Consider the following 24,507-nt stretch of genomic DNA (forward strand, 5'->3'; position numbering starts at 1 on the left):
TTATTATGCATGCATAATAATTTCAAAAGTACTATTTTTTACAAACAATAGATATTTTTATTTCCATTTTTGGCGTATCCGATTATTTTTAATTCTTTAAATCCTTTACCGAAATGAGCAACAAAGCAGCCTTTATAAAAGACCTTTCACTACCTGCAGTAGCAGCACCTATGTTTCTAATATCCGGCCCACAACTGGTGATTGAATGCTGCAAGAACGGAATAGTTGGTACTTTTCCCGCTCTAAATCAACGTACTACGGAAGGTTTTGAGGACTGGTTGATTGAGATTAAAACCGAATTAAAGAGATATGAGGAGGAAACTGAAAAAAAGGCAGCTCCTTTTGGCGTAAATCTAATAGTCCACCCAACCAATCCACGATTGGAAGCTGATTTAAAAGTTTGCATAAAACATAAAGTTCCTTTAATTATTACCTCCTTGGGCGCTGTGGCCCAGGTGGTGAACGCCATCCATGGTTATGGAGGTCTTGTCTTTCACGATATCATTATAAAAAGACATGCGGAAAAAGCTGCCGAAGCCGGAGTGGACGGATTAATTCTGGTTGCTGCTGGCGCAGGAGGACACGCCGGCACTATAAACCCAATGTCCTTAATTGCCGAGGTTAAGAAATTCTACAACAAAACCATACTGCTTTCCGGTTGTATCAGCACTGGGCGGGATATAGCCTCTGCATTGCAAATGGGTGCCGATTTGGCCTATATGGGAACGCGTTTCATAAATACCAAAGAAAGCCAGGCACCAGAGGAATATCGTAAAATGATTATCGACTCCGGAGCAAGCGATGTGGTCTATACTGCCGCAATATCAGGAGTGCATGCCAACTTTTTGGGAGATAGTTTAAAGGCCGCAGGAATTACGGAAGAAGATTTAAAAAAAGACAGGAAGATAGATTTTGGAAAGGAGTTGAACACGGAAGCCAAGGCTTGGAAAACAATTTGGTCCGCTGGTCAGGGTGTCACAACCATAGATAACGTTGAATCCGTATCAGGGTTGGTAGCGAACCTCAAATCAGAATTTAAATCGGCCATACAAGCCCAAATAAAAGTTTTGGAAATCTATCCTAAATAGGTATTGTTAAAACCATTGTTTTTATTTTCAATGAATGGTCCTAAAACAACTCTAAGGGTCTCAATCTAAATAATACTAAGTGATTTGGTCTAAATTAAATTACAATTTTCCTGAACAATGATTTCTACAGGAACATCCATGTTTAAATCGGAGGAATCCTGTTCCGTAAGAAATTTGAACATCCCCTTAATGGCCGTATAGCCTTGGAACTCTGGCTTTTGATTTATCAAAAAATCAATTTCCTTGTTCCTAAGACATTTAATGTTGTCTTCATGTAAATCGAAACCAACGACTGATACATTGGAAACACTATGGGCCTTGAGAATATCAGGAATTAGGTAGGATCGTGCATTTGTGACAAAAATGCCCTTTGGCCTTTCATCCTTAAACCAACTTTCAATTTCAGAATTAATTTCAAAAGGTCTATCTACAGGATGGTTAATGGTCATAATGGAGATTTTACTATCCTTAAAATTTGTTCTAAAAAATTCCCTGAAACCATTTTCCCTTTGTTGATTATTGGCATGTAACCCCCTTTCGGTAACTATATTAACAACAAAATAAAGTCCGTCGTTACCTACAAGGCCATGCAGGAGCCTTCCGGCCACTCTACCAGCTAAATTTGAGTCTTGGCGAATAAAAAAGGATGGATAGTCCAGCTTGACTTCAGTGTCCAAAAAAACTATGGGAATATTATCTCTCTTGGCCTTACTTAATAGATTATTGCTTTCCACCATAAAAAATGGCACAGTAACCACAGCGTCATATTTTTTATTCAAAATGGCATCACCCATTTTTATAAAGGAAAAGGGATCCGTAAAGTAGTAGTAGGAAACTAAAATACCCATTTCACTCAATTCCTCCACAGCCTTTTCAATACCCTTTTTGGGAAGATTCCAATAACTCCAATTGCTGGAAACCTCGGGTATAAGTACGGCAATCTTTAATTTCTTACGTCCGGCTAAATTTAGACGGCTGGCAACTGTGTTCTTTTTATATCCCGTTTCCTTAATAATAGTCTCAATCTTATCCCTAGTTGCCTTGGATACACCGGGTCTATTATGCAACACCCTATCCACGGTTCCAATGGAAACATTGGCCAACTTGGCAATTTGCTTAATTCCAATAAGGTTGTCCATATACAGGGGATATCTGAGATTAATAATAAAAGGGCAAAAACAACGGCAAAATTACGATTTGTAACTATCTAAAACCTACCCAAAAGTATATTCCTAAAATGTATTTTCATTTCTATCCTTGCATGTACCTTGTTATAGGGAGAATAACGGTTTTGGTCTTGCCCCGTAATACATTTGACTGGTACACAAATCACTAACATCCAATACCACATGACTTCTTCCTTAGTTATCCATTTACAAGATGACCTGGCCCAACTAAAAGGATGGCTTCATAATTTGGGCCTTTTTGATTTTTCCTTTGGATGAAAACCACAATATAATAATCACAAAGGCCCATATCTACTCTTTTATACCACTATAAATCTAATTATCAATATTTGAACACCTTGTCTCCTGCCAAAACATCTTGAGCCTTGTCATCAAAAGTGGATTTCAATCCTGTCCTAAGGGCTGCCGTGGTCATAATGTTGGCAATAGAATGATTATAGGCCGCATCAATTGGTCCGTTAGTTTCCTTTCTACTCCTTACACATTCCATCCAATTCAACATATGTAAAGAAGTCATATTATCAGCGCCCGTATCGGCAGAGGTAACCACCTGTGTTGCACTTTCTGACAAATCGAATTCCGGTAAACGATTCGCCTCCATACCCATTTTATTGGCATGGGAAGCATTCAATCCACCGTTAGGACTAACTTTATTGGTGTCCAAGTTTAATTCTCCGCCATTGGAATAATAAATCTCCTTGGTACCTCCGGCAGAATTGGTAAACCTAGAGGAATATACAACTTGGAATCCTTTTGACATATCATCCAATGGGCCATAATCAAATACTGCTGTCATGGTATCGTAATTTTTTCTTCCATCTTTCCAAAGATAAATTCCGCCATTGGCAGCCACACTTCTTGGATGGTTCAATCCTGTAAACCAGTGTACCGTATCTATCTGATGGGACATCCATTGCCCCGGAATTCCAGAAGAAAAAGGCCAAAATAACCTATATTCCAAATACTTTCTTGGATCCCAGGCCTCATAAGGTCTATTCATTAAATAACGTTTCCAGTCGGTATCCGATTCCTTAATTTCACTGGTCAGTTGAGGCAAGCGCCATCTATCGGGTTGGTTAACGTTCCAACTCATTTCAACCATTACAATATCACCAAATTTACCAGATTTAATATAATCGTTGGCCGCGTGGTAGTTCTTTCCACTACGTCTTTGGGAACCAATCTGGAAAACGATTCCCGAGTCCAGGACTGCCTTTTTACCTACCCTTGCATCATCCATGGTTTCAGCAAACGGTTTTTCCACATAGATATCCTTTTTGGCATTGGCCGCTTGAACCGTATGCAGGGCATGTTGAAAATCCGGAGTGGAGATTATAACGGCATCAATTTTATTTTCATCATACATTTCATCATGGTTTCTCCAAACCCTAACCTTTTCCCCTGTTTTCTCCTTAAGGTAAGCGGCTCCTTCGTCCCTTCTTCGGTTCCAAATATCCGAAACCCCCACAATTTCAAAGTTCTGTTTTTTATGATGGCCCAAAAAAGCTGGAATCAAGGCACCTTTGGCCCTATTTGAAAACCCAGCAATTCCTACCCTTACCCGATCGTTGGCACCAATGATCTTACTATAACTTTTGGCACCCATGGCATTAACCCCCAAGGCTATACCCCCCGAGGCCAATGCCGTTTTCTTAATAAAATTTCTACGTCCTTCACTCATGATCTGTATTTTAAAATTAAACCTAATTTAAAACTCCCGCACTTTTATACTTCTAAAGGAAACGTGGTCACCGTGATCCTGCAATAGGATTCTACCGGCCGGAATGGTCCCAAAATTTTCCCATTTCTCGTACTTACTTTTTTCCACCAATGCTTTAAAAGCCTGGCTAAACCGGTCATATTCTACCACCTTCACGTTATTCAGCCAATGTTCAACATGGCCTCCCCTAACAACGATACGGGCATTGTTCCACTTATCCACACCATTAAAGTTCTTGCCCCTGGAATTTTCAAAATTCTCGGCCCGAATAAGATCGTACAAAGACCCTACGGTCCTATTGCCATTTTTCCCCTTTTTTGCGTCTGGATGTTCCTTATCATCCAACACCTGAAACTCCAGACCAATGGCCGAACCTTCGCCCATATTAAGACCTGGATCAACAAAATATTTAATGCCACTATTAGCCCCTTTGGTCAACTTAAAATCAATACTTAACTCAAAATTGCTAAAAGCCGATGTAGTTACAATGTCCCCACCATTCCTGGATTCTGCTCCATCAGATGACAGAACACTTAACGTGCCATTTTCCATATTCCAGCCTTTCTCTGGAAACGCATCCAGTTTGGCACCTCTCCATCCTTCCGAAGTTTTTCCGTCCCATAATAATCGCCAGCCTTTCCTAATTTCATCAGAGGTAAGCTGATTTTGCAAATAGCTTATTTCCGGGGCATATACAGCTACCTGCTTACGCTCCTTTTCCAAATCTGTGGTTTTGATCCTAATATTCTTCCATTTTACTGTTTTCCCTTCCAAACTTTCGTCATGGATGGAATGTACCTGAAAGGCAATAAATCCTTTCGCGGTAGCATCATCTACCAAGTTGGCACATTGGATTCCATTGATCCAAGTCCGTATGTTTTGTCCTATAGCCTCTATTCTGTAATGGTTCCATTCTCCAGGCTTAAAAGCATTTTGCCCTTTGTCGTTTATGGAAAGGGGATAAAGCCAACCTCTTCTGGCTTCATCATAGACCCCACCAGCCCATTTTCTATCACTGGTTTCAATTTCACATTGGTATCCATGTACCCTTCCGTCCATGTATTCAGGAAGGCTCAAACTTCTAAATTGTACTCCTGAATTAAGCCCATTCTCTACAAATACATCAAACTCCAGAATAAAATCGCCATAAGCCTTTTTTGTGGCCATAAAACTATTGGGGGTATTCAATCTTGAAGTACCGATCATTTCCCCTTTTTCGATCTTATATTTTGCATCCCCATTCAATTGTTCAAAATTGGAAAAGTCCTTTCCATTGAACAAGGTTTCCCAACCATCCTGGGCAGAGGTAAGGAAGAATGTAAAATGAAGTAGCAATACCAAGCACAAGTTGGTTGATTTTCTATTAGCCATAATTTTAGATAATTAATTTTCGTTAACGTTAACGAAAGTATGAAAATAGGCTGAAACTCCAACTGGTTAATTGACTAATTCGTATAAATTGCTTACATTAATAATGAATTGAATAGAATTTAACAATAATTAATGACAAATTCTATAATTTAGAATAACATTATACCTTCCTTATAGAGACCAGCTATTATCATTTTTAAAACTTGGCGGATTACCTTACATTGCAATTTCCTTTTAACAAATAAACAATTCTATAGAACAACCTCTATGCCTATAATTCCCTCCCTTTACAACCCACCATTCCTTTTTAAAAGTGGACATTTCTCCACTATTTATTCAGGAATGATACGCAAGGTAATTGGCCTTACCCAAGAGCGGGAACGGTTAGAGCTCGGCGATGGGGATTTTATGGACCTGGATTGGAGCTATGCAGATACACCAACGTCTGAATTGGTCATACTTTTACATGGTCTGGAAGGCAATGCGCAACGCCCTTATATTACCGGCAGCGCCAAGCAGTTAAATGTTAACGGCATTGATGCCTGCGCTGTTAATTATAGAGGATGCAGTGGTGAAACCAATCGACTTTTCCGATCTTATCATTCCGGGGCAACAGAAGATTTAGAAGCAGTAATAAACCACATTCTAAAACTAAACAAATATACCCGTATCTATTTAAAAGGATTTAGCTTAGGTGGTAATATGACCTTAAAGTACTTGGGAGAAGGCAGGTTGCTTCCCAAAGAGATAAAAGGAGCTATCGCAATATCTGCCCCAGTTAACTTGCATAGTTCCTTAATAGAACTTTTAAAACCAAAAAATATAATGTATGCCCAACGGTTTAAAAAGCATCTTATAGAAAAACTGCGGGCAAAACAATTGCTGTTTCCAACAATGATAAGCGATACGGATATTGCAAAAATAAACACCTTAAAAGATTTTGATGACATATATACCAGCAAGGCGCATGGATTTAAAAATGCCATTGATTATTACCAAAAGTCCAGTTCGCTACAATATATCCCTGCAATAAAGACACCTACATTAATTATCAACGCCAAAAATGATTCCTTTTTAGGTGAACAATGTTACCCCTCCAGGGAAGCTGAGCTAAATAAATCCGTACAGTTTGAACAGCCATTGTACGGGGGGCATGTTGGGTTTTATGACCAAAAGAATATCACTTATACCGAAAAAAGAGCATTAAAATTCATCGAAGAACTTTAATAAAATAATCTATTTGCTATCTTAGTGCAATAATTTAAAAAAACGATGAGAAAATTATTTATCCCTTTGGCCTTAGTTGCTATGATTGTTAGCTGTGGCGAAAAAAAAGAAGAAAAGAAGGAAGGTTTTGAAATGAACCGTACCAAAAAGGAAGTTAAAGCGGAGCCTGTAAGTGAGGGAGTACCCGTAGACATGAATAATAAAGGTGTTGGCCCCATTAAATCCGTAAAATTTGCAGATGCCATAGATACTGAACTGGCTGCAAAAGGACAAAAAACATTTAGCACCATCTGTGTAGCATGCCATATGGCGGAGCAGCGTTTAATTGGCCCGGCTCTAAAAGGTGTTTTTGAGAGAAGAAGCCCAGAGTGGGTAATGAATATGATATTGAACCCTGATGGAATGCTCAAAGAAGATCCTATAGCGAAAGCCTTGTTAAAAGAGTATAACAATGCGGTTATGCTAAATCAGAATCTTTCTGAAGATGATGCCCGTGCGGTAGCCGAGTATTTAAGGACTTTATAGTATCCCATTACCAAATACAAAAAAAGAAAAGTGTTTGTACCAACCCTAAGGTTGCAGCAAACACTTTTCTTTTTTTGTATAATTTATCTTAAACTTTGTCCACAACAACTTTATAGGTTGGGTCCTCGATTACATTTACATCTATTATTTCGTCAGCATTTTCCAACAACCTTATACAGTCACGACTTAAATGTTTTAGATGCACTTTTTTACCCACTTTGGCATAACGTTCGGTTAGTTTATTTAGAGCCTCAATTCCCGACATATCCGCCACCCTGCTTTCCTTAAAATCGATAATTACTTCTTTGGGATCGTTCTGTATATCAAACTTTTCAGCGAAAGCGGTAGTAGACCCAAAAAACAATGGTCCGTATATTTCGTAATGTTTTACCCCGTTTTCATCTATGGTCTTTCTGGCCCTAATACGCTTGGCATTTTCCCAAGAATAAGCTAAGGCAGAAATAATTACCCCAAACAAAACGGCAACGGCCAAATTATGGGTAACGGCCGTTATTAAAGTAACTAAAACCATTACAACCACATCAGAAGATGGCATTTTTCTAAACGTCTTAAAACTGGCCCATTCAAATGTCCCGATTGCCACCATGAACATAAGTCCAACCAAAGCTGCCATCGGCAATTGTTCAATTAAATTAGATCCGAACATTATAAAGACCAACAACATTACTGCCGCTGTAATCCCAGATAAGCGGGCTCTGGCGCCAGCAGAAGTGTTTATCAAACTTTGTCCGATCATAGCACAACCACCCATACCGGATAGAAATCCTGAGAAAATATTTGCTGTTCCTTGAGCTATACACTCTTTGTTGCCACTTCCGCGAGTATCGGTAATTTCATCTATTATGTTTAATGTCAATAGACTTTCAATTAAACCAACTCCTGCTACAATGGCCGCAAAAGGAAAGATTATTTTAAATGTTTCCAGAGTTAAAGGAATATTCGGAATGGATATAGGTGGAAATCCTCCACTAATACTCTGCCCTTCAGCCATGGTATCCGCCACTGTAAGTGTATCAATACCAAAACCAAGAACTATAGCCGATACCACAACAATGGCCAATAATGATGAAGGTACGGCCTTGGTTAATTTCGGCAAGCCCCAAATGATCAACATGGTTAAAAGCGTTAACCCCAGCATAGTCCATAATGCCGGTCCGGATAACAGATCCGTAGTGCCCTTCACATAGAAATTAGGGAACTGGGCCATAAAAATAATAATGGCCAGTCCATTTACAAATCCAAACATTACAGGATGTGGTACCAAGCGTATGAATTTACCCAATCTTAAAACTCCTGCCATTATTTGTAGAAGCCCGGCAATGATCACGGTGGCAAATACATAATTCAAAATAGTTTCCGGAGTAATCCCTGGAAACGTATTCTTTAATTCTAAGATCAACCCAATAAATATAACTGCCACGGCCCCTGTGGCACCGGAAATCATTCCTGGTCTACCTCCTAAAATAGAAGTTACCAAGGCCAATACGAAGGCTGCATATAATCCTGTTAGTGGCGAAAATCCAGGAATCAAGGCAAAAGCTATTGCTTCGGGAACCAAGGCTAGGGCTACGGTTAAACCCGATAATATCTCTGTCTTATAATCTACTTTCTGTTTAAAATCGAATAGATTTAAATACTTCTTCACATCTTTGTTTTAAGGGCGCAAAAGTAATGGATTTTCTTGTTTTAAAGGCTACGATATGCCTAAATGTGACATTTACAACAAATTACCAAGCTTGAAGTCCTAATAATTTCATGCCCAAATTACTTAAATCGGCCTTTTTATATTTGGTCTGTTCCCAATTTCTAGGGTCACCGGGAAAAGCATATCCTTCCGGTGCCAATCTATTTTTCCAAGAATTGATGCGCCAGGTTCTAAGGGACACATTGCCCTCTTCAGCCGGCATCATAGAGATATATTGGGCAATGCGGACCTTGTCTTTTGAATTATTGGGTCTTATGCCGTGGGGTTGCAAGCTATTAAAAATTAAAAGATCGCCGGTCTCCATCTTCACCTTTACAATCTTATCCTGCAGGTCGGTAACATCTGGCTTAAAACGGTCCCTATCCTCCGGCTGGTCAAGTTTCCAAGAATCATAATTGCGGTATAACCAGGGAATACATTGAAATCCTCCCATATTTTCATCGGTCTGGTCCGCTAGGGCCAATACTCCCTGTACATTCTGAGGTCTGGTTTCCGGGTCGTAGTCCCAATGTATAAACCCTTTTTGCTCAAATCCTGGCCGAATTGGAAAGTTTAGATTAGCCCTATCAATGGTTACCCAAAGTTTTTCCGTTCCCCAAATATCCACAAAAGCATCGTAAATTTTTTCTTGTTGCCTATTGTTCCATAGAGACTGATGGTTATAAACCTCTACCATCCCCGTACCCGTTAATTCCTTCATTTGCATTTCTGCTCTGGGTGGCGTATACCAACTGTTGGGATTCTTAGGGTCTTTCTCTTCAAATTCCCATATAAATTCCGCGGTTTCCTTTGCTTGGTCCTTTGTGATAGCATTTTTGATAACAATATACCCATTGTGCAACCAAAATTTCCAATCCTCCTCACTCAAGATCCGTAAAGGTTTTCCATTACTTCTGTCGTTCAAAACAATTTTACTGGTAGTAGATGTGGAAGGATTCCCCGGAATCTCCGCATGTGGGTTCTTGTTGTTTGCCTTGGTATACTTGGACCGCATCTCCTTGATTTTTTATCGTCACGAACAATACCATAATTTAAGGAATTTAATTGAAAATATCCCTTTTGTTGGACTGCCAATTGTTGGTGGAAAAACTCTTCCACAATGCTGTAGAATTATGGCAAATAAAAAACCGCCCTGGGTAATTACTCCAAGGCGGTCTTTAACTAAATAACCAACCAAAAACTTCTTTATATCGGTACCGTAAAACCTTACGGCAATAATTATATCTTTCTTTTTCTGGCCACTTTCATAGTCCCCAACTCGGTTTTCGTCCTTTTCTTATCCACTTGGGATTTTCCAGATTTCAAATAGGTAATAAATCCCTTCCCTCTAAACTTATAAACCGTTCCACTAGAGGAATGATAGAGCTCAATTGTACTATCATTAATAACGTACAACTCAAAGTAATCATTGTCCATGAATTCATAATCCAGTGTTAAAGTTTTGAGCGTTTCATCGTTATAAACATCAAATAAGGAATACTCACCTCGATAATCCCATAAAATGTCGTTGAAATGCATCCCGCTGGGGTCTACGGAGGAATTGAAGATAGATTTGTTTGCGTCATTATAGAACTGTAGGTAATTTTCCGAATCAAAATCATTTACTGCCCCCTCTTCACTAGTGGCTATCTTTTCCCAGACCTCATATTCTTGAAGCAGGTAATGTAAATTGTCATAAAATATCATGTCGTAATCAAAGTTATTCCTTTGGAAACCCTCCAAAAAATAAGAGGTTCGGCTATTGGCATCATATAATTCAATAGTATTATTATCAACTACAAATATCTCCAATTTCCAATAACCATCAACATCATGGTTTATTTGCAAACTTTCATTGAGTGTATTGAAATCGCCAACATCCATTCCAAACCCGTTCCCTGTTTTACCAATTCCCACTAAATTGTTATTGGCATAGATAGTTTTACCAATAAAAGAGACGGTAAACGCACGCTGTAAAAATGGAACTTCCCCATTGCCCGTGGTCTCATTAATATCTACGTACCAAAGATCATAGGATTGCAATACCGCATTGTTATTTATAATAGGGTCCTCTATATATTCCTCCTCGATAATAACTTCGGTATAACAACTGCTTGTTAAAATACCAAGGGTCAAAGTTGTGAGCAATAGCTTTATGGTTCTCATTTTTTAAAGATTGATGTTCTACCTCCATTAAAATCAATCTTTATGCCAACAATATTATATATTGATTATCAGCGCATTGCATTTCACAAATAAAACAATACTCATGGAGTACAAAATCTGTCCAACTAACAAGGTTCAAAGATTAATACAAAGGGTGTTGAATTCTTGTTTTGAATCTCCAAAAAACAGTCCTACATTGCCATGGATTTTAATAAACAATGCGCACTTCCAAATTGGCACTGGTTAATTTATAGACCATTGATCCTTTTTTAATAATCCGAAGCCCAAATAAAAGGGCAATTGGTAGACAAGAAGAAAAATTTAAAGAATGAAATGAGCACAATCAAAGTTAATTTTTTGCTTACCAACCGAAATAATTGGATTTTTTATGCGATAACGCAGTGGTTGTTCTATGCAGAAAGTTTTTCTTAAGTTCATTTATAAGTTTATGCAAAATTTTAAATAGATGAAAAACAATATGAAATTTGCAATGTTGGGCGGGGGTAGCTGGGCAACTGCCATTGTAAAGATGTTGACTGAAAATGCCGATGTAGTAAATTGGTATATGCGCAATACAGATGCCATTGAACACATTAGAACACAAAGACATAATCCCAATTACCTAAGTTCGGTAGAGTTTCATACGGAACAACTAAACCTCACGGACAATATTAACGAGGCCGTTGCCGATGCCGATGTACTTATATTTGCCATCCCCTCTGCTTTTTTGGAAAACGAATTGAAGCAACTTACGGTTGACATTAAGGACAAAATCATTTTTTCGGCCATTAAAGGCATTGTGCCGGAATCCAGTTTAATTGTTGGAGAACATTTTCATGTCAATTATAATATTCCCTTCGAAAACATTGGGGTCATTACAGGCCCTTGCCATGCCGAGGAAGTTGCTTTAGAGCGATTGTCCTATTTAACCATAGCCTGCGCAGATACCGAAAAAGCAGAATTGGTGGCCAAACACTTGAGCAGTGACTATATAAAAACCAAAATATCGGACGATATTATTGGAACTGAATACGCGGCCATGCTCAAGAATATTTATGCCATTGCTGCCGGTATCGCCCACGGATTGGGTTACGGTGATAATTTTCAAAGTGTGCTTATGAGTAACTCCATAAGGGAAATGAAACGATTTATTAAACGGGTACATAAAATGAAGCGCAATATAAACGACTCGGCCTATTTAGGAGATCTTTTGGTAACCGGCTACTCCGTTTTTAGCCGTAACCGTATGTTTGGCAATATGATTGGCAAAGGTTACACCGTAAAAAGTGCAATGATGGAAATGAAAATGGTGGCCGAAGGATATTATGCTACCAACAGTGCACACCTAATAGTTTCAAAACACAAGAAAAAATCGAAAACTCCTATTTTAAACGCTGTTTACGAGGTCCTTTATGAAAATAAAAGTCCAAAAAAAGTATTTAAGGAACTGACCGAAAAGCTCGATTAATATTTAAATGTTACTTCTATAGGCTACAAAGAATATTCCTGTAATAGCAATCCCTAAATTCTGTCCAGTGAAAAATTGGAGTGCTCCTCCAATGCTCCCTCCAAGGTTTCCCTATAAGAGTTAATTACCTCATCATCCAGTTTAAAAATGATTTTGAATTCGGCCAATATGGGTTCCATCAATTTTCTAATACTATCAATATCAAAGTATAACCGCCCTGTCCTTCGAATAAAGAAATCCATGGGAGTTTGCACCATTTCATTTTCAATGCCAAACTTCAATTCAGCTTTGGCCATACCCAACTCATGATTATCATCCTTTTGTGTGGCATAGTATTGCAATATAGTTTCGGTTTGTTTCCCATAATTGGTTACCAAATACCAAGCGTCATATTGTGAAAATCCCTCAGGGGTTAATCTTTCATGAATTTCTGCAATATATTTCTTAACGTATTTATACTTTTTAAATTCGTTGCCACATAATGGAATATGCTCGGTATCTGAAGGTTTTACTACAATCTCATAATCTTCCTCCATTTTTTTTCCGACCCTGTTCACCACTCTCTCTGCCATTTTCCGATAGCCCGTAAGCTTGCCCCCAGCAATACTGATAAGCCCAGAATCTGAAGTAAAAATCTCATCCTTTCGGGATAATTCAGAGGCGGATTTGCCTTCTTCGTGTATTAGCGGACGTAATCCTGCCCATGAAGATATGATATCTTCCATTTCCAAATTGATCTTCGGAAACATATTATTTACGGCAGATATTAAATAAATGGCATCGGCCACATCCGTTTTTACATCGTCCTTATTCTCATTGAAATTTGTGTCTGTAGTTCCTATATAGGTAATCTTACCCCTTGGGATCGCAAACATCATTCGTCCATCCGGAATATCAAAATACACCGATTGCTTTATAGGTAATTTTTCATAAGGAAAAACCAAATGCACCCCTTTTGTAAGATGTAGACGCTTTCCCTTTTTGGAATTATTAATTCCCCTAAGGTCGTCCACCCATGGTCCTGCGGCACTAATTACATATTTCGATTTTATTGAAAATTCAGTATCCATTACCGTATCTTTCACCTTAACCCCTGCAACTATGCCCTCTTCATATATAAAATCCTTTACCTCCGCATAGTTTAGTGCCATGGCGCCATGGTGCAAACTCGTCTTAATGGTCTCCATGGTAAGTCGGGCATCATCTGTCCTATATTCCGCATAATAACCTGCTCCTTTCAATATCTTTTTAGGCAACAAGGGCTCCAATTTAAGGGCCTCTTTTTTCTCCAACATTTTACGTTTGTCATCGCCCGTCACCTGGGCCAAAATATCATAGACCTTTAAACCAATAGAAGTAAGCCATTTGCCATAAGACCCATTTTCTATCAATGGCAACAACATTTTCTCCGGCAACACCAGATGGGGCGCCAATTTATGTACAATAGCCCTTTCAGACCCAACTTCCTTAACCAGCCAGAAATCAAATTGTTTTAGGTATCGTAAGCCTCCGTGTATCAGTTTTGTTGACTTGCTACTGGTTCCAGATGCAAAATCATTTTTTTCAACCAAGGCTACCTTCAAACCTCTGGATGCGGCATCCAAGGCAATCCCTCCACCCGTAATTCCTCCGCCGATCACAACCAGATCAAATGCCTCTTCCGTTAGTTTGGCAACGGTTTTTTTTCTGTCCAAATTAGAAAATCGAATATTTTTTGTCATCTTAATACTATATCGGTTAGTTATGAGGTGTATTTATCTTACTTCAACTAATGTCCTTAAAGGTAAATGATTATACTCCGAAATCAAAGGACAATTGTTACTCCAGCGTTATCGTTACAACAACTTCATTACCCAAAGCATCTACCACAGTGATCCTATGATTCCCTGGTTGGGGAATCAATCCTTTTTCATGAAAGTTTATAGTTTCCCCAATAAATTTTTCATCCAAATACCAATAAACCGGAGTTTCCGGTTTCGAATGGGCCAACTTCACTATTAATTCGTTCTTTTTCCCTTCAAAATTTTTGGGCAGCGTTATTCTACTTCCGTTCCTTGGATAAATAAATTCCATAACCGAAGTATTGGTTTCCTTGCAATTATCTAAAAAAGGAGGCAGGGCTTTATAGGTTGGATGACCCTTTTTATAGTAGAATTCCATTAATGGAGGCAGAACGAACCAGGACTCGCTCATTGTTTCGGACAAGTCCGCGCAGGAAGAATTAACCCTGAATTGTCTTTGCGGATTTAAATGTACCAATTGATGATAAGTACAGGCCTTTACATAATTTTGTTTCTTAGGGATAGAGACCACAGTAATAGGGCATATTTGGGTAGCCAAATAACCGCTTTCCGAACATACTTTGATATCTACAAACTCATCCTCAGGTTTTTGAAACCAGGTAGATCGGGGCAATACATCAAAAACATCGAATAAAATTGGGGCTGCGCTGGTGAGTCCAGTGGCGTTTGGTCTTCCCTCCCCATCCGCATTGCCAGTCCATACCCCTACCACATGGTCTTTGGTAACTCCAATGGCCCAAGCATCCTTGTTTCCAAAACTGGTGCCTGTCTTCCATGCTATCTGTTTGGAGGAATCAAAAAATTCCCAAGATTCGCTTCCCTCTGGTCGGTTAACTTTTTTCATGGTCTCCAAAGTGAGGAAGATACTTGCCGCATCAAAAATAGTTTTCACGGTGGATTTGGCACCAAAATCCACCACGGAATCCAATGTTAAAACAGGCTCCGAAAATTCCTTGTTAAAATACTCACTGGAGGTTTCATTAAAATGATTTACTGTTGATGCCAAGGAGGCATATGTCTTGCACAAATCCCATAGATTAGTTTCTGCCCCACCAAGAATTAAAGTAAGTCCGTAATGATCGGCAGGCCTGTTAAGCCCCCTTAAGTTAAATAGATCCAACTGATCCCTAAATTTTTCCAGACCATAAGATTGCAACAAACGTACTGCCGGAATATTGAGCGATTTTGCCAATGCCTTATCTGCCTCTATGGCACCACTATAACTCTCGTTGAAATTCTCAGGGGTATAACCCGCTATTTGAGTAGGAACATCAGGTATCAGCATATTGGGCAACAATTCTCCCGCATCCATCATGGCCGTATATAATAATGGTTTTAAAACACTCCCGGTACTGCGGTTCGCCTGAACCATATCTACATCCTTTTCATGTTCCTTATCCGTTGGTGTGTTACCAACATAGGAAAGAACCTTCCGTGACTTTACGTCCATTACCAGAACGGCAGCATTATAAACCTGATTCTGTTTCAAGGAATTATAATGCCTATTAACTATGGCGTTGATATTAATCTGAAGCTTTTCATCCAATGGGGTCAAAATTCTTTTCCCCTTGCTTTTTTTTGCCAAATACTGTACTAAATGAGGTGCAGTATCGGGTAATGGAAATGGCTTTTTAGGCAATTCTTCAAGTAGCGCTAATTGGTAAGTGGTGCTATCTATATGATGGTTTTCCAATAGTTTTTGAAGAAGTTTATTTCTTTTATTCCGTAATTTGATTTGATTTTTTCCAGGATAAATCAAACTAGGAGCATTGGGCAGTACAGCCAAAGTAGCAGCTTCCGCCCAGGATAACTGACTGGGATGCATGCCAAAATAACGCCAAGCCGCCACCTCCAGTCCTACCACATTTCCTCCAAAAGGAGCATGACTGGCATATAATTTTAAAATGTCTTTTTTGGAATAACGGAGTTCCAGTCTAGTGGCCAAAACCAATTCCTTGACTTTTTCCCAATAAGACCTTTTTTGATGGTTACGGGACAATCGTATCACTTGCTGGGTAAGCGTACTCCCACCTCTCACCGTTTTGCCTGCAAGAATATTTGCTATGAACGCCTTACTTATGGAAACAGGATTAAAACCAGGGTGAAGATAAAAATGGGCGTCCTCAAAATTTAGAATACAAGTCTCAAATCTGTGGGGTATGCTATCCACAACAGGAAACCTCCATTGCCCATCCTCGGCAATAAGCGCTCCCAAAAGCTTCCCGGATCTACTCTCAACAACAGTGGCATGTGGGGCGTTGAATAGTTGTTTGGGCAAACAGAAATAATAGGCAGTCAACAGTAGTACAAGAATCAGTAACTTTTTAGGATGCTTTATTATTAGCCTCTCCAACTTTTGAAAAGTTGTTACTCGTTTAACTGGATTCCTATCCGTTCCCAAATTCATATTCCCTTTCTACCAAACTAATTCCGATTTTATACCATTTGTAAAACCCCTTCTTCCTTTTTTTGGGTGAACAATTGATCCGCATATCCAGTCCAATCTGGAATAGTACCCAAATTATTCCAACAGTTTATATTAATACAAATTTGCTCTCTGGCACTTTCAAAGCTTAGAAACCCCAGCTGCATTTAAGCCAATGACTCCTTCTGTTGGGCTATTTCATTGTACCCGTGATTACCTTCCATTCTGGTAGAAGTAAAAATTCCGGTATAATAGTTTTTTTTAAGTTCCTTATTTATGAAATGTAATCCTTTTCCAAAAAGTAGCTTACCAAGGCTTCTTTCATCAATACAGATTGTTCCCCTGCCTTTAGAGGGGGCAATTCTTCCTTTATGGTATAATGCGGCCAGCCATCTTCATCAAAAAAATCGAACTCATAATAACCATAGGGTTCCAACAACCTACATATAGCAATATGCATTAGATTTAATTTTTCATCTTTCTTGTAGGTTTTATGAATCTGTCCCAATTCCTGAACACCCACCAAATATATAATTGAATCCAATTCCAAGGGATCGCTATCAGCAAATTGCGCCGATAGTTTCTTAACCAAAATCTCCCATCTATCTTTTAATTGTGTATCTCTCGACATAGTAATTTATTCCAATTTAGTTCTAAGGTTGGACTAAGTTATCCAAGCTGTGTAGAATTATCCAAAGGTACAAATCAAAGTTTTATATTTGTCAAAAGACTTTTCGGAATGGGTGTATTGGATATTATTTTAGGACTATTATTACTTTACGGTCTATACAAAGGAATTAGAAATGGTCTATTAGTTGAATTGGCATCACTAGTGGCCCTTGTCGCCGGTTTATATGGCGCCTTTCATTTTTCCTATATTGTAGGGGAATATCTTTCCAAAAATATGGAATGGAACGAACGATATATGAACACTGCTTCGTTTTTGATCACCTTTATAATTATTGTTCTGGTAGTAAATATGGCTGGGAAATTGTTGACTAAGATTGCTGATTTTGCCATGCTGGGCCTATTAAACAAAATAGCTGGAGGAATATTCGGTGCTCTAAAAGTAGCGGTCATACTCGGTGCCCTATTAATATTTTTCGACAGGACCAATAACCAATTGGGGTTTGTTAAGCAAGAATCTATTGACGAGTCCAAACTTTATAGCCCTGTAAAGGAATTAGGGGCCTTTGTTTTTAGTAAGGTACTTAAGGAAAACAAAGCATTGGAAGTAGAACCACCCAAGAACAAGGAACAAAACACCTATATAAAGGTTGGCGTATAATTATATCATCCTATGACACCAAAAAAATGTGGTGACCATAGGATGATATAGTTCTCAACCTTAAAACCAATTATTGGGTTGCACCCACTTTAGTATAAGTGAATTTTACATCCGTTTGTATGGTTAATCCTTTTACATCTGTAATATTATAGTTGGAAGTAACGGAAAAAGCCGATTTGTCTGTATTGAAAACAATATTCAAATTCTGGGCTGAACAATTGCCAATTAAACCCAAGGTACCACTGGAAAGTTTCCAAGTCCCTCCAATTTTAACCTTATTACTGCAACTGGACGCATTTTCCCCTTGTGAAAATTCATAGGCCCTACCTGGTCCGAAGGTATAGTCGGAATCCTTTTCGCAGGCCGAATATTGAACAAAAATATCCTTTTTGGGGTTGTCCTCCTCATCTTTGGTTATATCCACTTCTTTGTCCGCAAGTATTGCCGTTAGCTGCCAAGTTCCGATTAAACTGTTTTCTTCCTCGCCGAGTGCTCCTTCATAATCAGCAGGACATTCAATAGTGTTATCCGTACTACAACCCACAAATAAACTGCTCAGTGCAATGGTTCCAATGAGCATAAAACAAAATCCTTTTTTCATCTTTTCTTATTTTTTTATAAGAATGCAGAAAAGACAAAATGGTTGCGCAGAATGGATATTTTTTTTTACCACCCATGAATACAATTACTGCACAACCTCTACCCATTGGCCCTTAGTGCGTACTGCGTAATCATTGTTGTACATGGCTTCAGCCTGAATCCCTGGTAAATAATACCTGCCCAAATAAGATGCATTCAACAATACCCTAAATATTTTTGTTTCGTTCTTTTTCATATCAAAATAAAAATTCGCCCTATCATCCCGCAAATCCGTATAGGTTACCTCATTTTCAGCAAAATCTCCAAAATCTGTGAAGCGTGTATTTACAATTTCCCAGCCACTGGGGAATATCTCGGACAATGCCACATTTTTGATCAATTCTGCTTTGGTATTTGTAAGTGATACCTCAGCAACAAAATCCGAACCCTGCATTATAGAGGCAGGGTCCAATTTAGTGTCATTACGTCCTTTAAAGACCACTTTGGCAATTAGATTTCGCTGCATCTCCTTCTCCTCCCCTACAGGCAGTATACCACTTTGAATGATGCTCACGTATAACAAATTGGTGCCCGTATTTTTTATACTGATGGAATTGGTACCCGTTTTAATTCCCAATCCCATATTGGCCAAAGTTTTTTGTGTGTCTATACCACTATCACTCCCATTTACCGTTATACTGGCCTTAATCCCATTACCCCCAATCATATCGGCAAATTTTGCCAGTGCCAAAAGGCAATATGAAGTACTTTGGGTACTCATCCATTCATCATTACTTAAACGCTGCGCCAAAGTCTTGGCCATTTCCTGAGCTTTTATCTTATCCTTTAAAAGCACATAAGTTTCCAGGGCCATGGCCCTATTACGTTCAGAAGACCCGTAGGTATAATAATCATTTTTATTGGCCACAAAATCAATATTTGAGGACTTAATGATCTGTTGGGCCACACTCTCTTGACCAACAAGTGCATAAGTTGCCACCAAGCGGAATTTTCCCTCATTGGACAAATTGGGGGTTTCCCTTAGTCTGTTCATTGAAGCAATATCCGCATTTCCGGAAAGGGCCAGTGTATATAAACGATATGCCTGCGCCAAATCCGATAAGGAAGACCCTGCTCGCCATTGCCGTGCTATATTTTGCTGATAAGTTATCCAGGTAGACTTGAACCCTAAGGGCAGAACGTATCCCTTTTTCTCAGCTTCCAATAAAAAGTGACCCGCATAGGACGAACTCCAATCATCTGCATAATTTTGTCCTGGCCAATAGGAGAAACCTCCACTTGGCATTTGATAACTGCCAATTCTTTTTATGGCACTTTCTACGTTTTGCTGAATCTCTTTTTTCTTTGATGAATTAATATCAAAGATATCTGCCATAAATAATTGGGGAAAGGCACTGGAAGTGGTCTGTTCCAAACATCCATGCGGATATTGGATTAAATATTGCATCCTTCCATTAAAATTCATTGGTGGAAGGGTAGAAAATTCAACCTCTGCCCGGTTACTGCCCGTAATCCCAAAAGTTTTAAGATCTAGTGTCCTGTTACTATTGGCCTCCAAAACAACATCCTCGGTCACTGTGGTTAAAGGATTGGGGTTTACCACATCTATAGGTATTTCAAAAGAGGCTTTTTCACCATTCCCCGAAGCTTCAACTACTACCTTACCAACACCGTTATAGTCGGCCACTTTCAATTGAAAATAAGCCATTTTTTCATCTGGTTGGGAAAAGGAAACGTTTTGTATGGCATTGCCTTCTATACTAAAAGAGGGATCTTGTTTAATTTTCAAAGTCACTTCTTTTACCTTGTTTTCCATGGCAAAAACAGTAACGGGCAAAGTTACGGTCTCCCCTGGGGTAATTTTCCTTGGCAAGGACGCCAATACCATCAATGGTTTGCGCACAGGCGCTGTTTTTTCTGCGACACCGTAAGCAGCTTTTCCAGAATTTCCTGCTATGACCATAGTGCGTACAGATCCAACATATTTGGGTATGTCTATTTTATGTGATTTAGTTTCCCCTTCCTTTAGGGTAAATGGACCTAGATAAACCACCATAGGTTCAAAACGATTTGCCTTTTTATTTTTTGCTCCGGCCAATTCCCCGTCCCCACCTATCGCGAAGACCTGATTTATTCGGCCCCCATATGCTCCTATTACATCATCGTATACATCCCAACTCTTTACCCCTAAAGCCTCACGTGCATAAAAAGAATCCCAAGGATTAGGAGTTTTATAGCGTGTTAGATCTAGCAATCCTTCATCCACTATGGCTATGCTATAGGTCATGGCCCTACCTTTTTTCTCATTTACCTTGACCGTTATGTTTTCTTCCGGCCTTAAAACATCCGGCATGGATATTTCTGGCTGCAGTTTGGTCGAAGGATCTTCCACCGATATGGGAACCACCCCATACATACGAATAGGGGAATCGTTTAAGGTTGAGGCATGAGGCTGCAACAAACTAATATTTATATAAACATTTGGGGTGTACAATTCAGTTATCGGTATTTCAAATTTTGTTTCCCCTTTTTCCGATTCCACCCATAGTGAATGGAGTACCTCACTACCATTTTCAATGGTAACCAATGCCCTACCGCCTTGGGAACCCGGAAAGGTAACGGTGACTATTTCCCCAACTTTGTAAACCTCCTTGTCCGTGGAGAACATTAACATTGTAGCGGCCGAAGGATCATTTTTCATTGATTTCCCTGCCCATCCCGGCCAATCCACATAAATTGTCTTACCCGTTGCATGTCCGCCCCTTGGATCCTCCACCCTAACCAAATATCGGCCCCATTCAGGGTATTTTAGTTCAAAATTAAATGATGCCTTACCACTTGTATTTGTGCTAATGCTTTGCTCAAATACCTTTTCCTGATACTCACTGCTGCTAAAATTGGACAGATTGTCCGCAGAAGTCTCCCACCACCATCTCCAATTAACTTTATAAATGGTAACCTTTAGATTATTGGCCGCTTTGGCATTGCCCATTTCATCCACTGTTACAACTTCAAATTTATGGGGCTGATCTGTAAGCAACATACCCCTTAACTTATCGCCTTTGGGCACATTTAGGCCCACATAAGTATTGAATGGCGAAAATTGTTTTGTGAAGACATCTGTACTGAAATCACCTCCATTTTCATACACCTTGGTCATAAATGCCGCTCTAAGCATTCCCGGAGCCTGATTGTTAATTAGTGGACTTAACGAAAAGGACGCATTACCTTCGGCATTTATAGTACTATTGAAAACCACTTGATCTTCAGTGGCAAAGGCCCTGGTGGGGTCGTCAAAGACATACCCTGAAAAATTTTTAAAGGTTGTTGTCTGTACATTAAACTTCGCCGTAATATCCGCTTTTAGGTTTTTTGCTGGCGCTCCGTGGAGCCAAGCTACCTGCAGCGAACCTTTGATAGGCTTACTCCCGGACAACACCTCATCTTCAAACTCTGTTTTAATCTTTAGCCTATTAGGTTTGATCGTTTCAATCTTAACGATTTTAGTAAAGGTTGCCCCGCCTACTGAAACTTTGGCCAGCCAATTGCCGGTCGGTGCATTTTCATCGGTCCTAAAAACAAAATTGTAAAAATTATCCAGTGAATTGTTCTTTACCTCGCGGTGCACCACCTTGTTATAGGGATCTATCAATTCCAACTTTACTGGATGCCCTGCAGGAAGTCTATTGGCATTATCGTTCAATAGAAAAGAAACAAAAAGCTTATCCCCGGGACGCCACACTCCTCTTTCACCGAAAATAAAACCTTTGATTCCCTTTTGCAAGGCAACACCGTCAACGTTAAACTTGCTTACGGACAAGGCATTGCCGTCATTTAATTTGACGTAGGTTTTTTGACCATTGCTCTCCGCAATGGCAAAGTATGCCAAATTATCCGAGTCAAAGTTAGAGGTGCCATCCACCTCTGTTATTACATGACCGATAGGCTGTTGCTGGTAATTATAGAAAATTATCTTGGCTCCCGCTATGGGATTGGTACTCACAATATCATTGACGGCTACAAAATAACTTTTGTTAACCCCTTGTTTTATGGTTACTCCTAGGTCCGAAGCCAAAACATTGGTCCCTACTGTTTTATCATAATAATAGGTTGTATGGCAAGGATTATCACGTTGGTTCCAGTCGTAGTTAAAATAGTAATCTTCGTAATATGATTCCACTCCGTCCCATGAGCTGTTTTCTGTTTCTTGATCAAAATCATCGTCCGATGTTGTTTCATGGTCAAAATTGGTGTCTTCACATTTAAAAAGGCTATACGATGGTTTAAAACTTAATTCTACCCTGTACATGGCTCCTACTTCAGGACTAATGAGCGATTTTAAATCTAGGGCATGTGCCGACCATTTTCCACTATTGCCACTAAGATTGCTTTCCAGATCCAATTTCTTAGTGGCAATGGGCCTAGCTACCGTTTTTAAATTATAGTTCCCGTTAAGATTATTTCCTTGTAAAAACTGCAAAACATTACTTTCATAGATTTTAAGAACAGTTACGTTGACCGACTTCAGATTCACCGCTTCAAAATTTATTTTTAGGTTATTGGAGGATGGTAAAATTGTACCGTTGGATAACAGTCGGACTTCCGGTTTTATTTGTTCGAAAGCTACCCTCTCCGTAAGCCTTGTTTTTAACTTGTAGCCATTAGTACTTTCTATACCATCAAAAACCTCGAGCTGAATTGTGCCGGTCACCTCCTTGGAAGGATACACTTTTAAGGAATTTCCAACAACATTGTACTTAGGGTTGTTATCCCCTTCCAGTACCACAAGACCCTTAAAGTTCTGTCCTTTTTTTAAGGGATCTGAAAAATTGATGTTTATAATTTGATTTTCCCCGGTTTCCACCTTGACTTCCAGTATACTAAAATTATTCTTACCCGGGATCTTTATTGTATTCTTTCCAGAACTATCTATATTTAAAACCTTACCATCCCAAACAACCTCCAATTCCGTATCCTCCGTAAATCGTTGAATACTATCAATTTTAAAATGAAATTGGGTACCTTCAGCTATGGATGAATCGAATTTAACAGAAACACTTTTCCCCTTCTGTTTTACCTCCAACAACTGTTTGGCATTTTTTAAACTTAATTGATCGGCACTTTTCAATTGTCCTTCTATATATTGGTAATCCTTGGAGTAGGACTGTACCGCCTGAGTATATATATTAAACTGTTGTTTCAATGTTTTTACACTGAAATTGAAATGGCGTAAATCCTTTGGGACGTCATTTATAATAGCCCCCAGATCCAAAGTAAAGCCGTAGGTGCTATCTTGTTGAAAACTGACTTCAGGTATAAAAGCAATAGTTCTACTATCCAAAGCAACTACCTTACCTTTTGTCTTGGGAACTACCTGTAACAAATCGTTATTTAGTTCCTGTCCGCTTTCCCATGAATCAATAGGCCGATTCAACACTACCCGAACATCCGCTTTTACAGAAATAATTCCATGGGAAACTTCTGTTATATACTCCTGATAAAGATTTAAGTTATCTATTGGAGTTTTGCCAGTGTCTTTTTTGGGGTTACAACCAAAGATGAAAAGAAATATTAGGGCGCGGACAATTAATTTCATGAAAGGAACCAATTTTGTACTGTAAAGATAGAAGGTTTTCCTTTTGAGGAATATTTTTTGAACAAATTAAGCTTGTCAAAAGGCAATTGACTTCCTCATTTCAATTGCAGACTAACTCTTCAAATACGGCTTGCCTATTTTGTGTTTAGGACACCCAGAAAATCGTATACTGGTGGTCATCCTTGTATTACAAGATTATATTTAGGTATGCATTTCGTCGAATAAATCAATTAATTGGACTCTCTACAAAATATTTTTTTTAATATTACAATGTTGGTCACGAGAAGCCAATTACGAGAATACAAGAATTCCCCATTCTTCCTTTTCTTCCTACTTACA

The 24,507-nt window shown here is 39.0% G+C and carries 16 protein-coding genes; 5 read left to right on the forward strand and 11 right to left on the reverse strand.

The annotated features are described in order from the left end of the window. The first annotated feature begins 113 nt into the window (after positions 1-113). Entirely contained in the window at positions 114-1,088 is a 975-nt protein-coding gene (locus tag H4O18_RS01535) for an NAD(P)H-dependent flavin oxidoreductase (protein ID WP_187581339.1), read from the forward strand. Between the two features lie 89 nt (positions 1,089-1,177). Here H4O18_RS01535 and H4O18_RS01540 read toward each other — a convergent pair whose 3' ends face one another. The 3 genes from H4O18_RS01540 to H4O18_RS01550 form a co-directional block, all read right to left on the reverse strand. Beyond that, positions 1,178-2,227 (reverse strand): substrate-binding domain-containing protein, encoded by a 1,050-nt coding sequence (locus tag H4O18_RS01540; protein ID WP_187581340.1) that lies wholly within the window; start codon positions 2,225-2,227, stop codon positions 1,178-1,180. Positions 2,228-2,597: 370 nt separating this feature from the next. Then, a complete protein-coding gene (locus H4O18_RS01545; RefSeq protein ID WP_187581341.1) occupies positions 2,598-3,956 on the reverse strand; it encodes a Gfo/Idh/MocA family protein in 1,359 nt (452 codons plus the stop codon). Positions 3,957-3,983: 27 nt separating this feature from the next. Continuing rightward, on the reverse strand, positions 3,984-5,366 hold the full coding sequence (locus H4O18_RS01550; protein ID WP_187581342.1) for a 3-keto-disaccharide hydrolase: 1,383 nt from the start codon (positions 5,364-5,366) through the stop codon (positions 3,984-3,986). A 267-nt stretch (positions 5,367-5,633) separates the two neighbouring features. Here H4O18_RS01550 and H4O18_RS01555 point away from each other — a divergent pair, with 267 nt between their 5' ends. Continuing rightward, on the forward strand, positions 5,634-6,593 hold the full coding sequence (locus tag H4O18_RS01555) for a YheT family hydrolase (RefSeq protein WP_187581343.1): 960 nt from the start codon (positions 5,634-5,636) through the stop codon (positions 6,591-6,593). 45 nt (positions 6,594-6,638) lie between these two features. Then, positions 6,639-7,118, forward strand: a complete 480-nt coding sequence (locus H4O18_RS01560; RefSeq protein ID WP_187581344.1) for a c-type cytochrome — start codon at positions 6,639-6,641, stop codon at positions 7,116-7,118. 88 nt (positions 7,119-7,206) lie between these two features. Here H4O18_RS01560 and H4O18_RS01565 read toward each other — a convergent pair whose 3' ends face one another. The 3 genes from H4O18_RS01565 to H4O18_RS01575 form a co-directional block, all read right to left on the reverse strand. Continuing rightward, positions 7,207-8,784, reverse strand: a complete 1,578-nt coding sequence (locus H4O18_RS01565; RefSeq protein ID WP_187581345.1) for a SulP family inorganic anion transporter — start codon at positions 8,782-8,784, stop codon at positions 7,207-7,209. Positions 8,785-8,866: 82 nt separating this feature from the next. Next, complete coding sequence (locus tag H4O18_RS01570) at positions 8,867-9,838, reverse strand: phytanoyl-CoA dioxygenase family protein (protein ID WP_187581346.1); 972 nt, start codon at positions 9,836-9,838, stop codon at positions 8,867-8,869. A 224-nt stretch (positions 9,839-10,062) separates the two neighbouring features. Next, complete coding sequence (locus tag H4O18_RS01575) at positions 10,063-10,989, reverse strand: nicotinic acid mononucleotide adenyltransferase (protein ID WP_187581347.1); 927 nt, start codon at positions 10,987-10,989, stop codon at positions 10,063-10,065. A 466-nt stretch (positions 10,990-11,455) separates the two neighbouring features. Here H4O18_RS01575 and H4O18_RS01580 point away from each other — a divergent pair, with 466 nt between their 5' ends. Beyond that, positions 11,456-12,457 carry an NAD(P)H-dependent glycerol-3-phosphate dehydrogenase gene (locus tag H4O18_RS01580; RefSeq protein WP_187581348.1) on the forward strand — a complete coding sequence of 334 codons (1,002 nt, stop codon included), beginning with the start codon at positions 11,456-11,458 and terminating at the stop codon, positions 12,455-12,457. A 53-nt stretch (positions 12,458-12,510) separates the two neighbouring features. On the opposite strand, the gene H4O18_RS01585 is transcribed toward H4O18_RS01580, so the two are convergent. The 3 genes from H4O18_RS01585 to H4O18_RS01595 all read right to left on the reverse strand — a co-directional run bounded on the left by H4O18_RS01585 (position 12,511) and on the right by H4O18_RS01595 (position 17,315). Next, positions 12,511-14,178: a glycerol-3-phosphate dehydrogenase/oxidase gene (locus H4O18_RS01585; RefSeq protein ID WP_187581349.1), complete on the reverse strand. Its 1,668-nt coding sequence runs from the start codon at positions 14,176-14,178 to the stop codon at positions 12,511-12,513. Positions 14,179-14,275: 97 nt separating this feature from the next. Continuing rightward, positions 14,276-16,666, reverse strand: coding sequence for a penicillin-binding protein 1C (gene pbpC, locus H4O18_RS01590; protein WP_187581350.1), 2,391 nt, complete (start codon positions 16,664-16,666; stop codon positions 14,276-14,278). 292 nt (positions 16,667-16,958) lie between these two features. Beyond that, positions 16,959-17,315, reverse strand: coding sequence for a hypothetical protein (locus tag H4O18_RS01595; protein ID WP_187581351.1), 357 nt, complete (start codon positions 17,313-17,315; stop codon positions 16,959-16,961). A 108-nt stretch (positions 17,316-17,423) separates the two neighbouring features. Between H4O18_RS01595 and H4O18_RS01600 the strand changes: the two genes are divergently transcribed. Beyond that, on the forward strand, positions 17,424-17,972 hold the full coding sequence (locus H4O18_RS01600) for a CvpA family protein (RefSeq protein WP_187581352.1): 549 nt from the start codon (positions 17,424-17,426) through the stop codon (positions 17,970-17,972). A 70-nt stretch (positions 17,973-18,042) separates the two neighbouring features. Here H4O18_RS01600 and H4O18_RS01605 read toward each other — a convergent pair whose 3' ends face one another. After that, entirely contained in the window at positions 18,043-18,573 is a 531-nt protein-coding gene (locus H4O18_RS01605; RefSeq protein WP_187581353.1) for a DUF5004 domain-containing protein, read from the reverse strand. Between the two features lie 84 nt (positions 18,574-18,657). Next, positions 18,658-24,168 carry an alpha-2-macroglobulin family protein gene (locus tag H4O18_RS01610; RefSeq protein ID WP_187581354.1) on the reverse strand — a complete coding sequence of 1,837 codons (5,511 nt, stop codon included), beginning with the start codon at positions 24,166-24,168 and terminating at the stop codon, positions 18,658-18,660. Positions 24,169-24,507: the final 339 nt, after the last annotated feature.

The sequence above is a fragment of the Arenibacter arenosicollis genome (genome assembly GCF_014397245.1).
GTDB lineage: Bacteria > Bacteroidota > Bacteroidia > Flavobacteriales > Flavobacteriaceae > Arenibacter > Arenibacter arenosicollis.